This window comes from Arthrobacter sp. 135MFCol5.1, from assembly GCF_000374865.1.
Classification (GTDB): domain Bacteria; phylum Actinomycetota; class Actinomycetes; order Actinomycetales; family Micrococcaceae; genus Arthrobacter.
Window position 1 is genome coordinate 25,076 of record NZ_KB895466.1, and the last position, 17,106, is coordinate 42,181.

The 17,106-nt window shown below is 66.5% G+C and carries 19 protein-coding genes and 2 tRNA genes; 13 read left to right on the plus strand and 8 right to left on the minus strand.

What is annotated here, in order from left to right; all coding sequences use genetic code 11:
- Positions 1-57 precede the first annotated feature (57 nt).
- Positions 58-130 (plus strand) — tRNA-Asn (locus C563_RS0117750).
- Positions 131-215: 85 nt separating this feature from the next.
- Here C563_RS0117750 and C563_RS0117755 read toward each other — a convergent pair.
- The 3 genes from C563_RS0117755 to C563_RS0117765 form a co-directional block, all read right to left on the minus strand.
- Positions 216-623: a hypothetical protein gene (locus tag C563_RS0117755; protein WP_018763419.1), complete on the minus strand. Its 408-nt coding sequence runs from the start codon at positions 621-623 to the stop codon at positions 216-218.
- Between the two features lie 64 nt (positions 624-687).
- On the minus strand, positions 688-867 hold the full coding sequence (locus tag C563_RS0117760) for a glycine zipper 2TM domain-containing protein (RefSeq protein ID WP_018763420.1): 180 nt from the start codon (positions 865-867) through the stop codon (positions 688-690).
- 37 nt (positions 868-904) lie between these two features.
- Entirely contained in the window at positions 905-2,134 is a 1,230-nt protein-coding gene (locus C563_RS0117765; RefSeq protein WP_018763421.1) for a multidrug effflux MFS transporter, read from the minus strand.
- Between the two features lie 175 nt (positions 2,135-2,309).
- Here C563_RS0117765 and C563_RS0117770 point away from each other — a divergent pair, with 175 nt between their 5' ends.
- The 6 genes from C563_RS0117770 (at position 2,310) to C563_RS0117795 (ending at position 7,572) form a co-directional block, all read left to right on the plus strand.
- On the plus strand, positions 2,310-3,167 hold the full coding sequence (locus tag C563_RS0117770; RefSeq protein ID WP_026265057.1) for a phage holin family protein: 858 nt from the start codon (positions 2,310-2,312) through the stop codon (positions 3,165-3,167).
- A 63-nt stretch (positions 3,168-3,230) separates the two neighbouring features.
- Positions 3,231-3,854: a CDP-alcohol phosphatidyltransferase family protein gene (locus tag C563_RS0117775; RefSeq protein WP_018763423.1), complete on the plus strand. Its 624-nt coding sequence runs from the start codon at positions 3,231-3,233 to the stop codon at positions 3,852-3,854.
- Positions 3,854-4,762: a DMT family transporter gene (locus C563_RS0117780; RefSeq protein ID WP_018763424.1), complete on the plus strand. Its 909-nt coding sequence runs from the start codon at positions 3,854-3,856 to the stop codon at positions 4,760-4,762. The genes C563_RS0117775 and C563_RS0117780 overlap by 1 nt, the downstream gene beginning before the upstream one ends.
- Before the next feature lie 112 nt (positions 4,763-4,874).
- On the plus strand, positions 4,875-6,071 hold the full coding sequence (locus C563_RS0117785) for a glycosyltransferase (protein WP_018763425.1): 1,197 nt from the start codon (positions 4,875-4,877) through the stop codon (positions 6,069-6,071).
- 74 nt (positions 6,072-6,145) lie between these two features.
- A tRNA-Ile gene (locus C563_RS0117790) sits at positions 6,146-6,219 on the plus strand.
- Between the two features lie 162 nt (positions 6,220-6,381).
- Positions 6,382-7,572, plus strand: coding sequence for an acyl-CoA dehydrogenase family protein (locus C563_RS0117795; RefSeq protein WP_018763426.1), 1,191 nt, complete (start codon positions 6,382-6,384; stop codon positions 7,570-7,572).
- A 23-nt stretch (positions 7,573-7,595) separates the two neighbouring features.
- Here the strand turns inward: C563_RS0117795 and C563_RS0117800 are convergent, their stop codons facing one another.
- Positions 7,596-8,240, minus strand: coding sequence for a M23 family metallopeptidase (locus C563_RS0117800; RefSeq protein ID WP_018763427.1), 645 nt, complete (start codon positions 8,238-8,240; stop codon positions 7,596-7,598).
- 451 nt (positions 8,241-8,691) lie between these two features.
- Between C563_RS0117800 and rpsB the strand changes: the two genes are divergently transcribed.
- The 6 genes from rpsB to C563_RS0117830 all read left to right on the plus strand — a co-directional run bounded on the left by rpsB (position 8,692) and on the right by C563_RS0117830 (position 13,762).
- Complete coding sequence (rpsB, locus tag C563_RS0117805) at positions 8,692-9,579, plus strand: 30S ribosomal protein S2 (RefSeq protein WP_018763428.1); 888 nt, start codon at positions 8,692-8,694, stop codon at positions 9,577-9,579.
- Between the two features lie 127 nt (positions 9,580-9,706).
- Positions 9,707-10,543 carry a translation elongation factor Ts gene (gene tsf / locus C563_RS0117810; protein ID WP_018763429.1) on the plus strand — a complete coding sequence of 279 codons (837 nt, stop codon included), beginning with the start codon at positions 9,707-9,709 and terminating at the stop codon, positions 10,541-10,543.
- Positions 10,544-10,688: 145 nt separating this feature from the next.
- Positions 10,689-11,426 carry a UMP kinase gene (gene pyrH, locus C563_RS0117815; RefSeq protein ID WP_018763430.1) on the plus strand — a complete coding sequence of 246 codons (738 nt, stop codon included), beginning with the start codon at positions 10,689-10,691 and terminating at the stop codon, positions 11,424-11,426.
- A gap of 126 nt (positions 11,427-11,552) precedes the next feature.
- Positions 11,553-12,110, plus strand: a complete 558-nt coding sequence (frr, locus tag C563_RS0117820) for a ribosome recycling factor (protein WP_018763431.1) — start codon at positions 11,553-11,555, stop codon at positions 12,108-12,110.
- Positions 12,110-13,030 carry a phosphatidate cytidylyltransferase gene (locus C563_RS0117825; protein ID WP_018763432.1) on the plus strand — a complete coding sequence of 307 codons (921 nt, stop codon included), beginning with the start codon at positions 12,110-12,112 and terminating at the stop codon, positions 13,028-13,030. The genes frr and C563_RS0117825 overlap by 1 nt, the downstream gene beginning before the upstream one ends.
- Positions 13,031-13,177: 147 nt before the next feature.
- On the plus strand, positions 13,178-13,762 hold the full coding sequence (locus tag C563_RS0117830; protein WP_018763433.1) for a DivIVA domain-containing protein: 585 nt from the start codon (positions 13,178-13,180) through the stop codon (positions 13,760-13,762).
- Between the two features lie 22 nt (positions 13,763-13,784).
- On the opposite strand, the gene C563_RS0117835 is transcribed toward C563_RS0117830, so the two are convergent.
- From C563_RS0117835 to C563_RS0117850, 4 genes are read right to left on the minus strand one after another with little or no spacing between them, the layout of a single operon-like run.
- Positions 13,785-14,474, minus strand: a complete 690-nt coding sequence (locus C563_RS0117835) for a hypothetical protein (RefSeq protein WP_043424430.1) — start codon at positions 14,472-14,474, stop codon at positions 13,785-13,787.
- A 19-nt stretch (positions 14,475-14,493) separates the two neighbouring features.
- Positions 14,494-15,966 (minus strand): sodium/solute symporter, encoded by a 1,473-nt coding sequence (locus C563_RS0117840; protein WP_018763435.1) that lies wholly within the window; start codon positions 15,964-15,966, stop codon positions 14,494-14,496.
- Positions 15,967-16,000: 34 nt separating this feature from the next.
- Positions 16,001-16,372 carry a membrane protein gene (locus C563_RS0117845; RefSeq protein WP_018763436.1) on the minus strand — a complete coding sequence of 124 codons (372 nt, stop codon included), beginning with the start codon at positions 16,370-16,372 and terminating at the stop codon, positions 16,001-16,003.
- On the minus strand, positions 16,369-17,085 hold the full coding sequence (locus C563_RS0117850) for a LytR/AlgR family response regulator transcription factor (protein WP_018763437.1): 717 nt from the start codon (positions 17,083-17,085) through the stop codon (positions 16,369-16,371). Before C563_RS0117850 ends, C563_RS0117845 begins: the two co-directional genes overlap by 4 nt.
- Positions 17,086-17,106: the final 21 nt, after the last annotated feature.

Genomic DNA, 17,106 nt, shown 5'->3' on the forward strand with positions numbered 1-17,106 from the left:
GAAAACCGCCGATTTCCCTTGGGCCGGAATCCTTTGCTAATGTCATACCTGCTTCATTCCTCCTTAGCTCAATTGGCAGAGCATTCGACTGTTAATCGAAGGGTTGCTGGTTCAAGTCCAGCAGGAGGAGCGCAACGGAAAATCCCTGTTCCTCCAGCCGGCGGAACAGGGATTTTTTTGTCTTCGCGGGCAAAGCCTTGGACGCGCCCGGCAGATCAGACGAAGTCCATTTCCACCTGCAGGAATCTTTCGGCCTCCGCGATGGCTGCGTTGAAGGCCTCGTTTTCCGTGGGCGACCTGCGGGGTTCGCGCGGGTTCCATTCGTGCGGGGCCGAGTGGATGCGGACAAAGCCGGCATCCGGCGGGGCGTAGAAAATACCGAACCGCTGGACCGGCCACTCCGGCGAGGTTTCCGGAGCCACCAGCAGGGCTGCATTGAAGGCGGGATTGAACCACTGGGCGATGGGCCGGCGGCGGTCCTCGGTGAACAGCCCCGCGGCGTACAGCGCCGCTGACTGCTGCCCGGCCTGGGCACACAGTCGCTCCCACCACAGTGGCAGGATCCGGGCGTCGCACCGTTGCCATGTGGCCGGAAGTGGCGGTTGGTTCTGCCAGCTGGGCACGGGAATATTTTATCGCGGGAAGGCCCGGGAAGGCAGGTGGCGCGTCCGCAGCCGGGCCTGGCAGTCAGCGGCGTTTCCGGGACCCGGGGTTGATCCGGTACAGCAGGGCTGCGCCGGCCAGCGTGCCCAGGATGATGCCCCAGGCCGGGTTGCCCACGGCCCGGCCGGCAAAATAGCCGACGACGGCGCCGAGCACGGCGCCCAGGAAGAGTCCCCGTCCGTTGCGGTGCGGTTTCCGGCTCATCGGCGGCCTTCCTGGTGGACGTTCGGTGGATCGGCGGTTAGTGGATTGAGGGTACCGTGCGCGGGCGGACAACCAGCCACAAGGCCCCGATGGCAAGCAGGATGCATGCGGCCTGCACCGAACCCATCGGCGCCGCGCTGGTAATGCCCAGCCAGCCCACCACGGGGGAAATCAGCCCGGCCATGAGGAACGTGGCCGCACCAAGGAGCGACGCCGCCGTCCCCGCCTGGGCTGCGTGGCCGGCCAGTGCCAGCACTTGGACGCAGGGGAACATGAAGCCTGTCCCCAGGATGTAGAACCACAGCGGGACCATCACTCCCCACAGCCCCAGGCCCATGCGGTCGAACACGACGATCAGCACGGCCATCAGGAACATCCAGGCCGTGGCGCACGCCAGGATCCACTGTGGCGGGACAACCCGGATCAGGCGCGCACTGGTTTGGACGCCGGCAACGATGCCCAGGGAGTTGATGCCAAAGAGCAACCCGTACTGCTGGGCGGAGAAGCCGAACACGTCCTGGAACAGGAAGGGCGACGCCGACAGGTAGGTGAACAGGCCGCCAAAGTTGAATCCGGCCACCATCAGCAGCCCCACGAAGATCCGGTCGCTGAAGAGCGCCTTGTACCGCTGCCGGGCAGTCATGCCGCTCTTGCCGCGCTTCTCCGGCGGAAGCGTCTCGCGCACCAGCAGCAGGGCGGCCACGATGACAAGGGTTCCGTAGGAGGCAAGGAACACGAATATTCCGGGCCAGGGCATGACCAGCAGCAGCTGCGAGCCGATCACCGGTGCCAGGATGGGGGCCAGGCCGTTGACCAGCGCCATCCGCGAAAACATCCGTACCATGGCATACCCGGAAAACAGGTCGCGCACCATGGCCATGGCCACCACGCCGCCGCCGGCAGCGCCGACACCCATCAGGACACGGAAGATCCCCAAGGTGGTGATGTCCGCGGACAAGGCCGCACCCACGGACGCTGCGATATGGAGGGCGGTGGCAAGGATCAAGGGTGTCCGGCGGCCAAACTTGTCGCTGAACGGCCCCACCACCAGCTGCCCGAACGCAAAGCCCACGGTAGTGCCGGCCAGCGTCAACTGAACCTGCGCCTCCGTCACGCCCAGGCTCGCCTCCAGCGCAGGAAAAGCGGGCAGGTAAAGGTCGATCGTGAACGGACCCAAGGCCGTCAGGGCGCCCAGGAGGAGGATGTACAGAAGCTTCCGGCGGCGGGTCAGCAGGTCGCCTGGATTGGGGGCATTGGTCACGATCACCAATCCTAGGCCCGGCGGGGGACGTTTTTTCAGCGTTGTAGGCCGCGCCGCCCGGCAAGCCCCGGAGTTCGCCCTGAACCTGAATGATAGTTTGGGTGGCGTGGACTGTGCGGCTGCACATTTCCGCAGGACAACGCAGGCAGTATCGACCCAGACGACCAGTAAGGCGGAACCGATGAGCGGACGTCACAGCGGGCGTACCAGTCCCGGATTGCGCATCACCGCGCTGCCGGGAACGGCACGACTCCTTTTCCGGTTGGCCCCACGCCAGCTCAACGACGAGATCGCCTTCGCCAAGATCGAACTCAAGCGCAAGGGCATCCAGGTTGGGGTGGCCGCAGCGTTCTTCGCCATCGCCCTGGTCTTCGTGGCGTTCCTGGTAGTTGGCCTGATCGTCGCCGCCATCATGGGGCTGGCCACCATCATGCCTGCCTGGCTGGCAGCACTCCTGGTGTCCGCCGCCTTCCTGGTCATCGCTTTGGTCGGCGGCCTTGTAGGCCTTGCGAGGTTCAAGAAAGCCATGCCGCTGGTGCCTGAAGAAACCATCCGCGGCATTAAGTACGATCTCGGCGTCGCCCGCGAAGGGTCCGCCTTCAATCCCGCGGTCCTGGATCCGGACAGCCCGGAAGCAAAGGCAGCGAAGGCTGCAAAGGCCGAAGCCGCCGCCAAGGCCAAGGCCGAGAAGGAAGCCAAGGCCGCCCAGCACGATCAGGAGTTCCCGCACGCTTCCGAGCCCGAGCTGGTTCGCCGGCTCAGCCAGCGCCGGCACCACCTCGCCGAGGTCCGGGATGAACTCGGCACGGAGCTGGACCTCAAGACGCAGGCCCGCTACCTGCTGGCCGCCGCCCAGGTCAAAGCCCGTGAGGCCCAGCTGCTCGCCGCCCGCGGCGCGGACGCGGCATCGCAGCGGTTCGCCGCCGTCGCCGACTCCGCGGACCTGGGCCGCCGCTGGAAGCCGCTGGCAGCCCTCGCAGCGGCCGGTACGGTGCTGGTGGTCCTGCTCCGGCGGCTCCTGCGCGCCAACCAAGCCTGAACAGGTCCGTAACGCACAACCGATAGACCGCGCCGCGGCGCAACAGCAAGGAGAGGGGGACGGGTGAGGTTCATTGGCGCAGGCGCCCGCCCCGGCCGCCCCCAGGTGGACCACGACCGCGTGTTCACCATCCCCAACCTGCTTACCGTGGTGCGGTTCATGGGGGTTCCGCTCTTCATTTGGCTCGTCCTGGCCCAGCGGGAATACGGAGCCGGCGTGGCCGTCCTGGCGGTCATGGCGGGTACGGACTGGATTGACGGCTACATTGCCCGCCGTTTCGACCAAGCTTCCAAACTCGGCCGTGTCCTGGACCCCATTGCTGACCGGCTGGCCCTGCTTGCCGTGGCGGTCACCCTGGTGATCGCCGGCGTCGTGCACTGGCTCTACCTCGCCGCGCTGGTGATTCCCGACGCCATTCTGCTGGTCCTCACGCTCTCCCTTTTCCATGGCCATCCCGACCTCCCCGTCAGTGTTGTGGGCAAGGTCAGGACCGGCCTGCTCCTGCTGGGAACGCCGCTGCTGCTCCTGTCCCGGGTGGACACCGTCGCCGCGGGCCAGCTCCTCGCTGCCGCCTGGGTGGTGCTGGTCCTGGGCCTGGTGGGCCACTGGATTGCCGCCTACAACTACTTCTGGGCCATGCTGCGCAAGGGCCGGGAAACGGAACAACACAACGGCGGTCACGGCTGATGGTGTGGTTCGCCGTCGCGCTGGCGGTCCTGGGTGCCTTCTGCCTGGCCCTCGGTGCCCAGCGCCAGGGGAGTGCCGTCAAGGCCGATACCGGCGGGCTCGCGCTGAGCTCCAACGGTTTCCTCCGGCTGCTGCGCAACCCGCGCTGGATGTTCGGGCTCCTGCTGCTGTGCCTGGGCATGGCCATGAATGCCGTGGCCCTCGTATCAGCCCCGCTGACCGTGGTCCAGCCCATTGGTGCCATTGCCCTGGTGATCACCACGGTGGTTAACGCCCGGGACCAGGACCTCACCATCAACCGCGCCACGGCGGTCTCCATCGCCGCATGCGTCACGGGATCGGCGCTCTTCGTCCTCCTTGCCGTGAACGTGACGCAGGAAAGCCACCACGTCAGCCTTGCAGACGAGCTGACCATCGTGCTGCTCCTCGCCCTCGCGGTGGGCCTGTTCGGTACGCTGGCGGTGACGTTCAGGCACCGCATGAACGCGTTCGTCTACATCCTTGGCGCCGGTATCCTGTTCGGCTTCGTTGCGGTCCTGACCCGGATCATCGGCAAGCACCTCCTGGACCCCAACGGGCTTTTCCTGCTGAACGTGCAGTGGTACTCGGTGGTGGCCATCATCGCTGCCGGCGGCCTGGGCTCCTGGTTTGTCCAGAGCGCTTACTCCACCGGCCCTCCGGACCTGGTGATCGCCGGACTCACGGTGATCGACCCCATGGTGGGCATCGCCATCGGCATCATCATCCTGGGCGAACTGCGCCCCGACGTCCACGCCGTCATGGCCATCGCAATGGGAACGGCGGCGTGCCTTGCTATCGTTGGGGTTATCGCCCTTTCCCGGCACCACCCGGAGGTCACCAAGCGCAAGAAGGACGCGCGCAAGGCCGCCGGCAAACCGAACCAGTAGCCCGTCACCGCACACATCAAGCAAACCATGAGGCCGTGCGCCACCTGCGCCGGCGGCCAACCGTGCTGTCAGTTCCACGCTGCCCGCACCGTGACCATCAGGAGTACTCCACATGACCACGCCAGCCGACCAGCGCCCCCTGACCATCCTGATCGCGGCGGACACCTACCCGCCGGACGTCAACGGCGCCGCCCAGTTCGGATACCGGCTGGCCAAGGGCATGACCGCCCGGGGCCACAACGTCCATGTCCTGGCGTCCCGCGACAGCAAGGGAAAGAGCTTCACCGAATTCCGTGCGGAAGCAACCGTGCACCGGCTCCGCTCGCACCGGGCGTTCACCCACGAGACCTTCCGCATCTGCTTCCCGTGGGAAATCAAGAAGGAAATCAGCCTGCTTTTCGACCGGGTCAAACCGGACGTGGTGCACATCCAGAGCCACTACATGATCGGCGAGCACGTCCTCTATGAGGCCGTGAAACGCGGCATCAGGGTAGTGGCCACCAACCACTTCATGCCGGAAAACCTCAACCCCTTCCTGCCGTTCCCGCAGTGGTTCAAGGACATCGTCGGCCGGGTTTCCTGGAAGGACATGGGCAAGGTCATGGGCCAGGCCGACGTCGTCACCACGCCCACGCCGCTGGCCGCCAGGGCCATGCATGAGCACGCCTTCCTGCGCAAAGTCCTGCCGCTGTCCAACGGCATCGACTCCGCCGCCTATGAGCTGAAGCCCGGCGAGCGTATTGAGCCGCATGCCCACCCCACGGTGCTCTTCGCCGGCCGCCTGGCCGAAGAAAAGCACGTTGACGTGCTCATCGAAGCCATCGGTAAGACTCCGCCGGAACTGAATGTGCACCTGGAGATCGTGGGCGGCGGCGAAGTACGGCCCGCCCTCGAGGACCTGGTCCTGCGGCTGGGACTTGGCGGCCGGGTGAAATTCCTGGGGCTTGCCAGCGACGAGGAACTGCGAAGGGCCTACATCGCGGCCGACCTCTTCTGCATGCCCGGAACTGCTGAATTGCAGTCGCTGGTGACCCTTGAGGCGATGTCCGCTTCCACCCCCGTGGTCCTTGCCGACGCCATGGCCCTTCCGCATCTGGTGCGCGACGGCGAAAACGGCTACCTGTTTACGCCCAACGACAGTGACGATCTCGCCAAGAAGATCACCCAGGTCCTGGAACTGCCCGAGGAGGAACGGCGCGCCATGGGCAGGGCCAGCCGGGAGATGGTGGAGCCCCACAGTATCCAGGGGACCCTGCAGACCTTCGAGGACCTGTACCGCGGTGCCACCTACGAGGACAAAGTGGTCTGAACCCTTTCCCGGGTTTGCTAGAGTGTTTCTGCCCTGCCGGAGCGCGGCCTTCAGGCCCGCTCCCGGGGTGGTTGGGGGCTATAGCTCAGCTGGTTAGAGCGCGGGACTCATAATCCTAAGGTCCTCGGTTCAAGTCCGAGTAGCCCTACCGCCACACGAAGACCGCGGCCGACAATCCCTGTCGGCCGCGGTCTTCGTGGTTAAGGCCGGGTGTTCTTGGTTAACTGGACACCCTCGGGTAAGTTACTGATCAGTAACATCCTGGCCGCCACCGCGGCCCGGTCAGCGCTGATCACCAAAGAAGGTACCCATGCCCGCCTCTGCAGCCGATCCCCGTGAGCTTCCCTACGCCGACGGCGACTTTTTCGCCTTTGAGCAACTCCTCTCGGACAAGGAACGCGACCGGCTGGCCGAAGTCAGGGACTTTCTGGCGCGCGAGGTCCGGCCGATCGCCGTGGACTGCTGGAACCGCGCCGAGTTCCCGATGGACCTGGTGTCCAAGCTCGCCGACGTGGACCTGGTCAGCCCCGTCCGGCGGCAGGGTTACTCCAACCTCTTCGCAGGAATGCTGCATGCCGAGGCCACCCGGGCCGACGCCTCCATCGCCACCTTCCTGGGGGTGCACGACGGGCTGTTCACCGGGTCCATCGAACTGCTGGCGTCCCCGGAACAGCAGGCCGAGTGGCTGCCGGATATTTATGCATTGAAGAAGATCGGCGCCTTCGGCCTGACCGAACCGCTGGGCGGCAGCGACGTTGCCGGCGGAACCCGCACCACCGCACGCAAAGACGGTGACCGGTGGATCCTGAACGGGGCCAAGCGCTGGATCGGCAACGCCACCTTCTCGGACTGGGTGGTGGTGTACGCCCGGGATGAGGCGGACAACCAGGTCAAGGGCTTCATGGTGGACACTTCGTTGGCCGGCTTCAGCGCCACAAAGATCGAAAACAAGATATCCCTGCGCACCGTCCAGAACGCCGACATTGTCCTGGATAACGTTGCCGTTCCCGGAGACTTCAAGCTCGCGAACGCCAACAGCTTCCGCGACGTCAACAAAGTCCTGAAGGTCACCCGCCTGGCCGTTGCCTGGCAGGCCGTGGGACTCCAGTTGGCAGCGTTCGACGTTGCCCGGCGCTACGCAGTGGAACGTCAGCAGTTCGGCCGGCCGCTGGCCTCCTTCCAGCTCGTCCAGGACCAGCTGGTGCGGATCCTCGGCAACGCGGTCAGCTCCATGGGCATGATGGTCCGGTTGTCGCAATTGGAGGACGCGGGAGTGGCGAAGGACGAGCAGTCCGCCTTGGCCAAGGCCTTCACCACCGCGCGCATGCGCGAGAGCGTGGCGCTGGGTCGAGGCATCCTTGGCGGCAACGGCATCGTGACCGATTTCGAGATGGCCAAGATCTTCGCCGACGCAGAGGCCATCTACTCCTACGAGGGGACCGCCGAGATCAACACCCTGGTCACGGGCCGGGCCATCACGGGCATCTCGGCCATCGTCTGATCCGCCGCCCGGCCGCGTTCCGGTCAGGGTGCGCCGGCCAGTGGGAGCAGGATGGACGGGCGCAGGTCCAGGACGAACTGGAGCGGATTGACATACTGCTCCCCGTCCCTGACGCCCCAGTGCAGGCACGCCGCCAAGGGGCAGTGGCCGGGGACCACTGTGCCGACCACCTCGCCTGCCGCCACCGGCGTCCCAACGGCCAGCGGGCTGTCCACGGGTTCGAAACTGCTCCGCAGGCCATCACCGTGGTCGATGGTGATCACGGGCCGGTCCACCACGACTCCGACGAAACTCACCGTCCCCGCCGCAGGGGACACCACGTCGGCGCCGGGCGCGGCGCCGCCAAGGTCGACGCCGCGGTGACCGCTGAGCCAAGGGAGCGGCGGGGGAGAGAAATACCGGAGCACCGGCGGCTTCGGGGCAAGGGGCCAGCGCCAGGCTGCCGTGGCACCAGGCCCGGCAGCCGCCGTCGTGCCCCCGGCCCGCTGGAGTGGTGCCGCGCCGGACCCGGCGGAGCTGCCGGCCTCAACCGGGCCGCCTGCCGTCGCGGAGGCGCCGGCTTCAGCCGGACCGACTGCCGAAACCGGACCGACTGCCGACGGCGGCCCTGCCGATGCCATGGATGCCGGCAGCATCAGCACTGCTGCCAGGAGGATTGATCGTTTCATGGCACCAGCGTGCCCGGGCGTTCCGCAGGCCGGGAGGGGGCAGTCCGGCTATGTGGATAAGCCGGCCCGGGCCCTGCCGGGACGGTCCGGCGCGCAGGGGTCCCTGTAGTACACTTGATGGAGCAGTTTGCTGCGCCCTCAACGCATCCCGTCCCAGTGGTTCACCCCCGCGGTGCCTTCCCCTGTCCGGATTGCGTCGGCACATCTCATTCAGGAGTGTGGGGGAACAGCGGCTGACTACGCGCATCCGGGCCTCCGGGACCCAACGCCACGGCGTTGGCCTTGGAGGACCGGTCTTCCCGCGGTCAGGGCTTTGGTCCTGATGGGACGGCCGGAGGATGCCAGGAGCAAGGCCCGTCCGGGCCACGCTGATCAACCGTCAACTATTGGCAGGGTAAGAAGCCTTCGGGGTTTCTCATGAATGACCTGCCGGAAAATAAGGAGCGTCGGAATGCCCGTCGTAACCATGCGCCAGCTGCTTGACAGCGGCGTCCACTTTGGACACCAGACCCGCCGTTGGAACCCGAAGATGAAGCGCTTCATCTTCACCGAGCGCAACGGTATCTACATCATCGACCTGCAGCAGTCGCTGTCCTACATCGACCGCGCCTACGAGTTCGTCAAGGCCACTGTTGCCCACGGCGGCACCGTGCTGTTCGTCGGTACCAAGAAGCAGGCCCAGGAAGCAATCGCAGAGCAGGCAACCCGCGTGGGCCAGCCCTACGTGAACCAGCGGTGGCTCGGCGGTATGCTGACCAACTTCCAGACTGTCGCCAAGCGTATCCAGCGCATGAAGGAACTCGAAGAGATCGACTTCGACGACGTCGCCGGTTCCGCCTACACCAAGAAGGAGCTCCTGCTCCTCAAGCGTGAACTGACCAAGCTCGAGTCCAACCTCGGCGGCATCCGCAACCTGACCAAGGCGCCGTCCGTGCTCTGGGTTGTCGACACCAAGAAGGAACACCTCGCCGTTGACGAGGCCAAGAAGCTGAACATCCCGGTTGTTGCCATCCTGGACACCAACTGCGATCCCGACGAAGTCGACTTCCCGATCCCGGGCAACGACGACGCCATCCGCTCCGTGAACCTCCTGACCCGCGTTGTCGCCGACGCCGTCGCCGAGGGCCTCATCGCCCGCAACAACCGCGGCACCGGCACCACCGACGCTCCGGAAGAGCCCCTCGCCGAGTGGGAGCGCGAGCTCCTCGAAGGCAACAAGGCGGAAGCCGCTGCCGCTCCGGCCGAAAACGCTGAAGCTCCGGCCGCCGAAGCTCCCGCTGCCGAGGCTCCCGCTGCCGAGGCTCCCGCTGCCGAGGCTCCCGCCGAAGACGCCAAGTAACACACGTCAATCCGGATTCTCCGCGCTGTCCGCAGCCGGAGCTGCTGACAGGATGGCAGCCCACACCCGTGGGCTGCCGTCCTGTCGGTCCGTACACCACCAAACATTTCTAGACAGAGGGGTTCACATGGCGAACTACACTGCCGCTGACATCAAGGCCCTGCGCGAGCGCACCGGCGCCGGCATGATGGACGTCAAGAAGGCTCTTGACGAAGCCAACGGTGACGCCGAGAAGGCCATCGAGATCATCCGCATCAAGGGCCTGAAGGGCGCTACCAAGCGTGAAGGCCGCTCCACCGCCGAAGGCCTGGTGGCCGCAAAGGTCAGCAACGGCGTCGGCGTCATGATCGAGGTCAACTGCGAGACCGACTTCGTTGCCAAGGCTGACAAGTTCATCCAGCTGGCCGACAAGGTCCTGGCCGTCGCCGTCGAGTCCGGCGCTGCCGACCTCGAAACCCTGCTCGCCACCGATGTCGACGGCAAGCCGCTGTCCGAGGTCGTCGTCGAAGAGGGTGCCATCCTGGGCGAGAAGGTTGTGGTTCGCCGCATCTCCCGCATCGAGGGTGCAACGGTCGACGCTTACCTGCACAAGACCTCCAAGGACCTCCCGGCCCAGGTCGGCGTCCTGTTCGCCGTTGACGGTGAAGGCGAAGCCGCAGCCACGGCTGCCCACGACGTCGCCGTCCACATCGCCGCGATGGCTCCGAACTACCTCACCCGTGAGGACGTTCCGGCCGATCTCGTTGAGTCCGAGCGCCGCATCGCCGAGGAGACCGCCAAGGCAGAAGGCAAGCCTGAAGCAGCCCTCACCAAGATCGTTGAAGGCCGCGTGACGGGCTTCTACAAGGGCGAGGTCCTGGTTGACCAGGCATTCGCCAAGGACGCCAAGAAGTCCGTGGCACAGATCCTCGAAGAGGCCGGTGTCAAGGGAACTGCGTTCACGCGTTTCCGCGTCGGCTCCTAGTCGAAACTGCAAGGGGTGGCCACTTCGGTGGCCGCCCCTTTTGCATGCGCCCAATCCGCTGGAAACGCAGCGGCAAGCGCGGCCGGTTCCGAGCACGGGACCCGGCAGGATACCCTTTTTTCAGAATCACCAACGGGAAGGCATCATGGAAGCCGTCAACACTGACATGCATTCAGAGAAGAGCAAGCGGCGGGTCCTCCTGAAGCTCTCCGGCGAGGTCTTCGGCGGCGGGAAACTGGGTGTCGACCCCGAAACCGTCCGCGACGTCGCCAAGCAGATCGCAGCGGCCGTCCCGCAGGTTGAGGTGGCCATCGTGGTAGGTGGCGGCAACTTCTTCCGCGGCGCAGAGTTGTCCCAGAGCGGCATGGACCGCTCACGCGCCGACTACATGGGCATGCTGGGGACCGTCATGAACTGCCTCGCCCTGCAGGACTTCCTGGAGCAGGCCGGAGTGGAAACCCGCGTCCAGAGCGCCATCACCATGGGCCAGGTGGCCGAGGCCTACATCCCACGCCGCGCTATCCGCCACATGGAAAAGGGTCGCGTGGTCATCTTTGGCGCCGGCGCCGGCCTGCCCTACTTCTCCACCGACACGGTGGCCGCCCAGCGGGCCCTGGAAGTCCACGCCGACGTCGTCCTGATGGCCAAGAGCGGAGTGGACGCCGTCTACACGGCAGACCCCAAGAAGGACCCGAGCGCCGAACGCCTCGAAACCCTCAGCTACGACGATGCGCTGCGCCGTGACATTCGGGTCATGGACCAGACTGCCATGACCATGTGCAAGGACAACGACCTCTCGATGGTCGTCTTCGGCATGGAGGGTGAAGGCAACGTCACCCGCGCCATCCTCGGCGAGAAGCTGGGCACGCTGGTCACCGCCTAGCTCCGGCTAGGATGATTTCAGGACAGTTCCGTCCCCGCCTGCGACGGCGGGGACGGAGACAGCAACAGAGAACCACGTGAGTGCAACCGGCGCGATCGGACTGCACCAGAACCGTCAGGAGAGACCGTGATCGAAGAAACCTTGCTCGAAGCCGAAGAAAAGATGGACAAGGCGGTAGAGGTAGCCAAGGAAGACTTCGCGTCCGTCCGCACCGGCCGCGCCAACCCCGGCCTCTACAACAAGGTCCTGGTGGAGTACTACGGGTCGCCCACGCCGCTGCAGCAGCTCGCCTCGTTCGCCATCCCGGACGCCCGCACCATCCTGATCACCCCGTTCGACAAGACCGCCCTCCGGGACATCGAACGCGCCTTGAGCGACTCCGAGGTTGGCGCCAATCCGTCCAACGACGGCAACGTCATCCGGATCACCATTCCTGAGCTGACCAAGGAACGTCGCAAGGAATACGTCAAGATCGTCAAGACCAAGGGCGAGGACGCGAAGATCTCCATCCGCAACATCCGGCGCAAGGCCAAGGAAACGCTGGACCGCCTGGTCAAGGACGGCGAAGCCGGCGAGGACGAAGGCAGCCGGGCCGAGAAGGAACTGGACAGCCTCACCAAGGCCCACGTGGACGGCATCGACGAACTGCTCAAGCGCAAGGAAGCAGAGCTGCTCGAAGTCTGATGGGCCAGGCAGATCAGGCCCCCGCTTCACGGGCCCGCACACGGGGGAAGCAGCCCAGGAGCAACCCGACGCCGAAAGCCGGGCGGAACCTGCCCGCCGCCGTCGTGGTGGGCCTGGCCATGCTGCTGGGCGTGCTGGGCGGCCTGCTGTTCCTCCCGCTGGCGTTCGTAGCGATTGTTACCGCCTTCGCCGTCTTCGGCGTCTGGGAAATCTACCGTGCGCTGGAGGCCAACGGAACCAGGATGCCCATCGTGCCGGTCATGACGGGCACGGTGGCCCTGCCGTTCGCCGCCTACTTCGGCGGCATTGAGAGCCAGCTGTTCGCCCTCCTGCTCAGCGCCGTGGCCGTCCTGCTGTGGCGGTCGATCGAAAGCGCCGCAGGATCGGCCAACAGCATCTTCGCCGGCGTCTTCACGCTGGGTTGGGTTCCGTTCTTCATCAGCTTCGCGGCCCTCCCGCTGCACGCGGCCGGAACCATCCCGCTGGGGCTGTGGCCAGGCGGCCTGGCGCCCATCGGCGCCTGGGAAATTGCAGTCATGCTGCTGCTGGTGGTCTCGAACGACACCTTCGGCTACCTGGTGGGAGCGTCCATCGGGAAGCACCCCATGGCGCCCAAGATCAGCCCCAAGAAGTCCTGGGAGGGCTTCGCCGGATCGGCAGCGGGCGCCATGCTGATCGGCGTCCTGGCCGCCATCTTCGTACTGGACAAGCCGTGGTGGGTAGGCGTGGTCCTCGCGGTGGGAACGGTGGCCGCCGCCACCGCCGGGGACCTGGCCGAGTCCATGGTCAAGCGTGAACTTGGCGTCAAGGACATGAGCAGCATCCTGCCCGGCCACGGCGGCGTGATGGACCGGCTGGACTCCATCGTCTTCGCCTCGCCCGTGGCCTTCATCCTGTACGGACTCGTGGCCGGGGCCTGAGGGATGCCCCCGGCGCGGGGCAGCCAACGAGAAACTGGCCCCACGCGGGGCGCCCGTGACACACAACGGGGCCGGAGGGTTGCACCTGCCCCGGCACCTTAAACTGGTGCGGAAGCACTACGGCTGAAGAGCATTGAAGGAATCAAAGTGGCATTGGACATTCATCGGCAGATCCCTGCGTCCTTTGAGCGCGTGCAGCGCAGTGAGTACGGCTACAACGCCAAGCAGGTGGACCAGTTCCTGCAGCGGGCCCGGGTCTCCTTGGAAACCCCCGAGTCCGCAAGCGAGCCCGTCAACAGCTCCGACGTCAGGGCCGTGTCATTCGACCCCGTCAAGGGAGGCTACTCCGCCGTTGTGGTGGACGCCGCGCTGGACCGGCTTGAGGACGCGTTCGCCCGCCGCGAGCGCGATGAACTGATTGCCGCCCGCGGCGAGGAGGCTTGGCTGCGTGAAATCGGAAGCCTTTCGGGCATCCTCCGCGGACGGCTGCACCGGCCGGACGGCGAGCGCTTCCGCCGGCCCACCAAGAAGAAAGCCCGAAGCTACAACACGGCCGACGTCGACCGGTTGTGCAGCGAACTCGTTGCCTACCTGGAGCAGGACAAGCCGCTGAGCGTCGACAGCGTCCGGCGTGCGGTCTTCCGTCCGGCCGTGGGCCGCGACGGCTACGAAGAATCCCAGGTGGACGCGTTCCTGGACCGGGTGGTCGAACTCATGGCGGCCATCGACTAACGAACCGCTCCCGGGAGGCCGCTTAGTCCCCGGCCGGAGGGGTGGGGGAGAGCGGGCTGAACCTTCGCCACACCTCGCGGTAGCTGCGGTAGCCGCGCACGGCGGACACTGCCAGGAACCCGGCACCGCACACAGCTCCCGCCACCGTCGCGGCCGCGATGCCCGCGCCCGCCAGCGACACCAGCAGCCCGGCAAAGATGGCAATCAAAGCGGCGTTCGCCGTCGTCATGAAGATCATGCTGCTCCCGGCCACGTGGCTGAACGTGCCTCGGTGGCCGAAGAAATAGTACGTCTGGACGGAGCCAGCCTCGTCGTCATGGTATGACGCCATCAGATAGGGGGCCACGCCCGGGTCGAGGTCGACATACGCGGCCCGCAGGCGGTTCATGGCCGTGACGTACATCAGGTCCTCGTGGGCCACGTTCATGACCCGGAGCTGGGTCAGCAGCCCAATCGCGGTGTCGATGAACAGCACCACCACGGCCAAGAGCACGAAGGCTTCCGAGAATCCCGTCGCCTGGCCCACCAAGGCAACACTGACAACGCTCGCGGAAGTGAACGTCAGGAACATGCTGATCCGCGTCAGGACCTCGCTTTGGGCGGTGCTCCGGGATGCCAGCAGGCCCCAGTGTTCCGTGGCGAGCAGCTGCGCCCGAACGGAGGAAGGGACTGCGCCTTCCCGGCGGGACGGCCCGCCGTCCTCGATGGACATGGCGTTATTGTCCACCCGATCACCGTCCGGTTGCCAGCGGCCTTTCCGGGGTGTGCAGGCGCGTCATGGTCCGCGGCATCGTTGCGGGAATACGGTGGGCCGTGGCCCGGGAGACCAGGACCATGACGGCAAAGGCCGTGGGTACACTCCAGGCGGCAGGCTGGGCAAGCCACGCCGGAGTCTGCCCGGAACCGGCCAGCGCCAGCGAGCCGGCGATCATCGCCCCGCCGCAAAGCACGCCGCCGGTCACCATGCCGGCGATCGCCCCTGTGTCCGTCAGGCCACGCCACCAGATGCCCAGCAGGAGGACCGGGCACACCGTCGAGGCAGTAAACGCGAACACCAGTCCCACGCTTCCGGCCAGGGCCAGGGAATCGGTCATGAAGGCAAAGCCCAGCGGCACGACGGCGGATACGACGGCGGCGAGCCGGAAGCCGCGGACGCTTCCGCCCAGGACGTCCTGGCTGATGACGCCGGCCAGGGAGACCACCAGTCCCGAGGTGGTGGAGAGGAACGCGGCGAAGGCCCCGGCCACCACCAGGGCGGAGAGCAGGCTGCCCGCCGTGCCGCCCAGGAATTCACCGGGCAGCCGCAGGACCATGGCGTCCGGCTGGCCCGAACGTGCCAGGTCCGGGGCGAACATCCGCGCCACCAGGCCGTATGCGGTGGGAAACAGGTAGAACACGGACAGCAACCCCAGGACGATCAGCGTGGTGCGCCTCGCGGTGTGTCCGTCCGGGTTGGTGTAGAAACGCACCAGGACGTGCGGCAGCCCCAGCGTTCCGAAGAGCAACGCCACCAGCAGGGAAATATTCTGGTACGGGCCTGCGGGGGCCGCCCCGGTGGGGTTGACGGCGGCCGGGGCCAGCGGTTGCGTGCCCTGGCCGGCCAGCACGAACACAATGAACAGGATGGGCACGGCCAGCGCCGTGAGCTTGAGCCAGTACTGGAATGCCTGCACGAACGTGATGGACCGCATGCCGCCGGCTGCCACGGTCAGGCACACCACCACCACGACGGCCACCGAGCCGACCCAGGACGGCAGGCCCGTGGTGATGCGGATGGCCAGGGCCGCGCCATGGAGTTGCGGCACGATGTACAGCCAGCCGACCATGACCACCACCAGGCTGGTCACCCTGCGGACGGTCCGTGACGCCAGCCTGGATTCCGTGAAGTCCGGGATGGTGTACGCCCCAGACCTGCGCAGTGGCGCGGCGACGAAAAGCAGCAGCATCAGGTAGCCCGCCGTGTACCCCACGGGGAACCACAGGGCGTCGGTCCCGGACAACAGGATCAGCCCGGCCACGCCAAGGAAGCTGGCGGCGGACAGGTATTCGCCGCCGATCGCGGACGCGTTCCACCATGGCCGCACCGTCCGGGAAGCGACGTAGAAGTCTCCCGTGGTGCGCGAGATGCGCAGCCCGTAGAACCCGATGACTGCCGTGGCGAGGGACACCACCGCGACCGCTGTGATGGCGACCCCGGCGTTCACTGCGGCACCACCGGGGCGCCCCGTGCCGCCGGGTTCATTGTTCGCCGGCCAGGTCGCGGTAGCGCGCCTCATTGCGGGCCGCGCTCCTGACATACAGCCACGCGCTCAAGCCGATGACCGGGTAGATGCCGAGGCCCAGCAGGAGCCAGTCGAACGGGATACCGGCGATCTTGGTGTCGGCAAGGCCGGGAACCGCGACCAGCACCAGGGGGAACGCGGCCAGGATGAGCAGGAAGCCGCCGGCGACAACCAGTGCCAGCCGCAGCTGCGAGCGGATCAGGGAACGCACGAATACCTGGCCAACCTCGGTGTCCTGGGCGGCTTCGCGTGATTCCAGCGGGCGCGGTCCGCCGCGGCCGGGGCCGCCGGGGGAGGCGTGCGGGGCGGTAACCCGGACCCTGGTCATGCGTGCGGCCTGATCCGGGTTGCTTCCAGCTTCTCCCGCACCGTGGGCAGGTGGCGCCGGCTGATGGGCAGCCCGGCCCCGGCCACGGTCACGCGGGGCCCGTCGGCCGCCAGCTTCATGGAGGACACGTGTTTCAGCGCCACCAGGTAGGAGCGGTGCGTCCGGATGAATCCCGCATCCGCCCACTGTTGTTCCAGGTCGGCCAGGGGCACCCGGATCAGGTAGCTGGCGTCGGCGGTGTGCAGGCGGGCATAGTCGCCCTGCGCCTGGACATACGTGACGTCGTCCCGCCGGATCATCCTGGTGGTCCCGCCCTGGTCCACCGTGATCATCTCCGGCGCGCTGCCGCCGTCGCGCAGTTCACTGATCCGGCCCACGGAGCGCGCCAGGCGTTCGGTGCGGACGGGCTTGAGCAGGTAGTCGACGGCGGCCAGTTCAAACGCTGCCAGGGCATGGTCCTCGTCGGCGGTAACGAACACAACCGCCGGGGGATTGCTGCTCCGGGCGATGAAGCCGGCGATGTCCAGGCCGGACACGGCGGGCATGTGAATGTCCAGGAACACGGCGTCGATGCCGCCGCCCGCCAGGGCTGCGAGGGCTTCCGCGCCGGACGTTGCCCGCAGCACCTTGCCGATGCGCTCATCCCTGCCCAGCAGGAAAGCCAGTTCCTCAACGGCGGGCAGCTCATCATCAACGACGAGGACGTTAATCATGCTCCTAGGGTACTTCCAGCA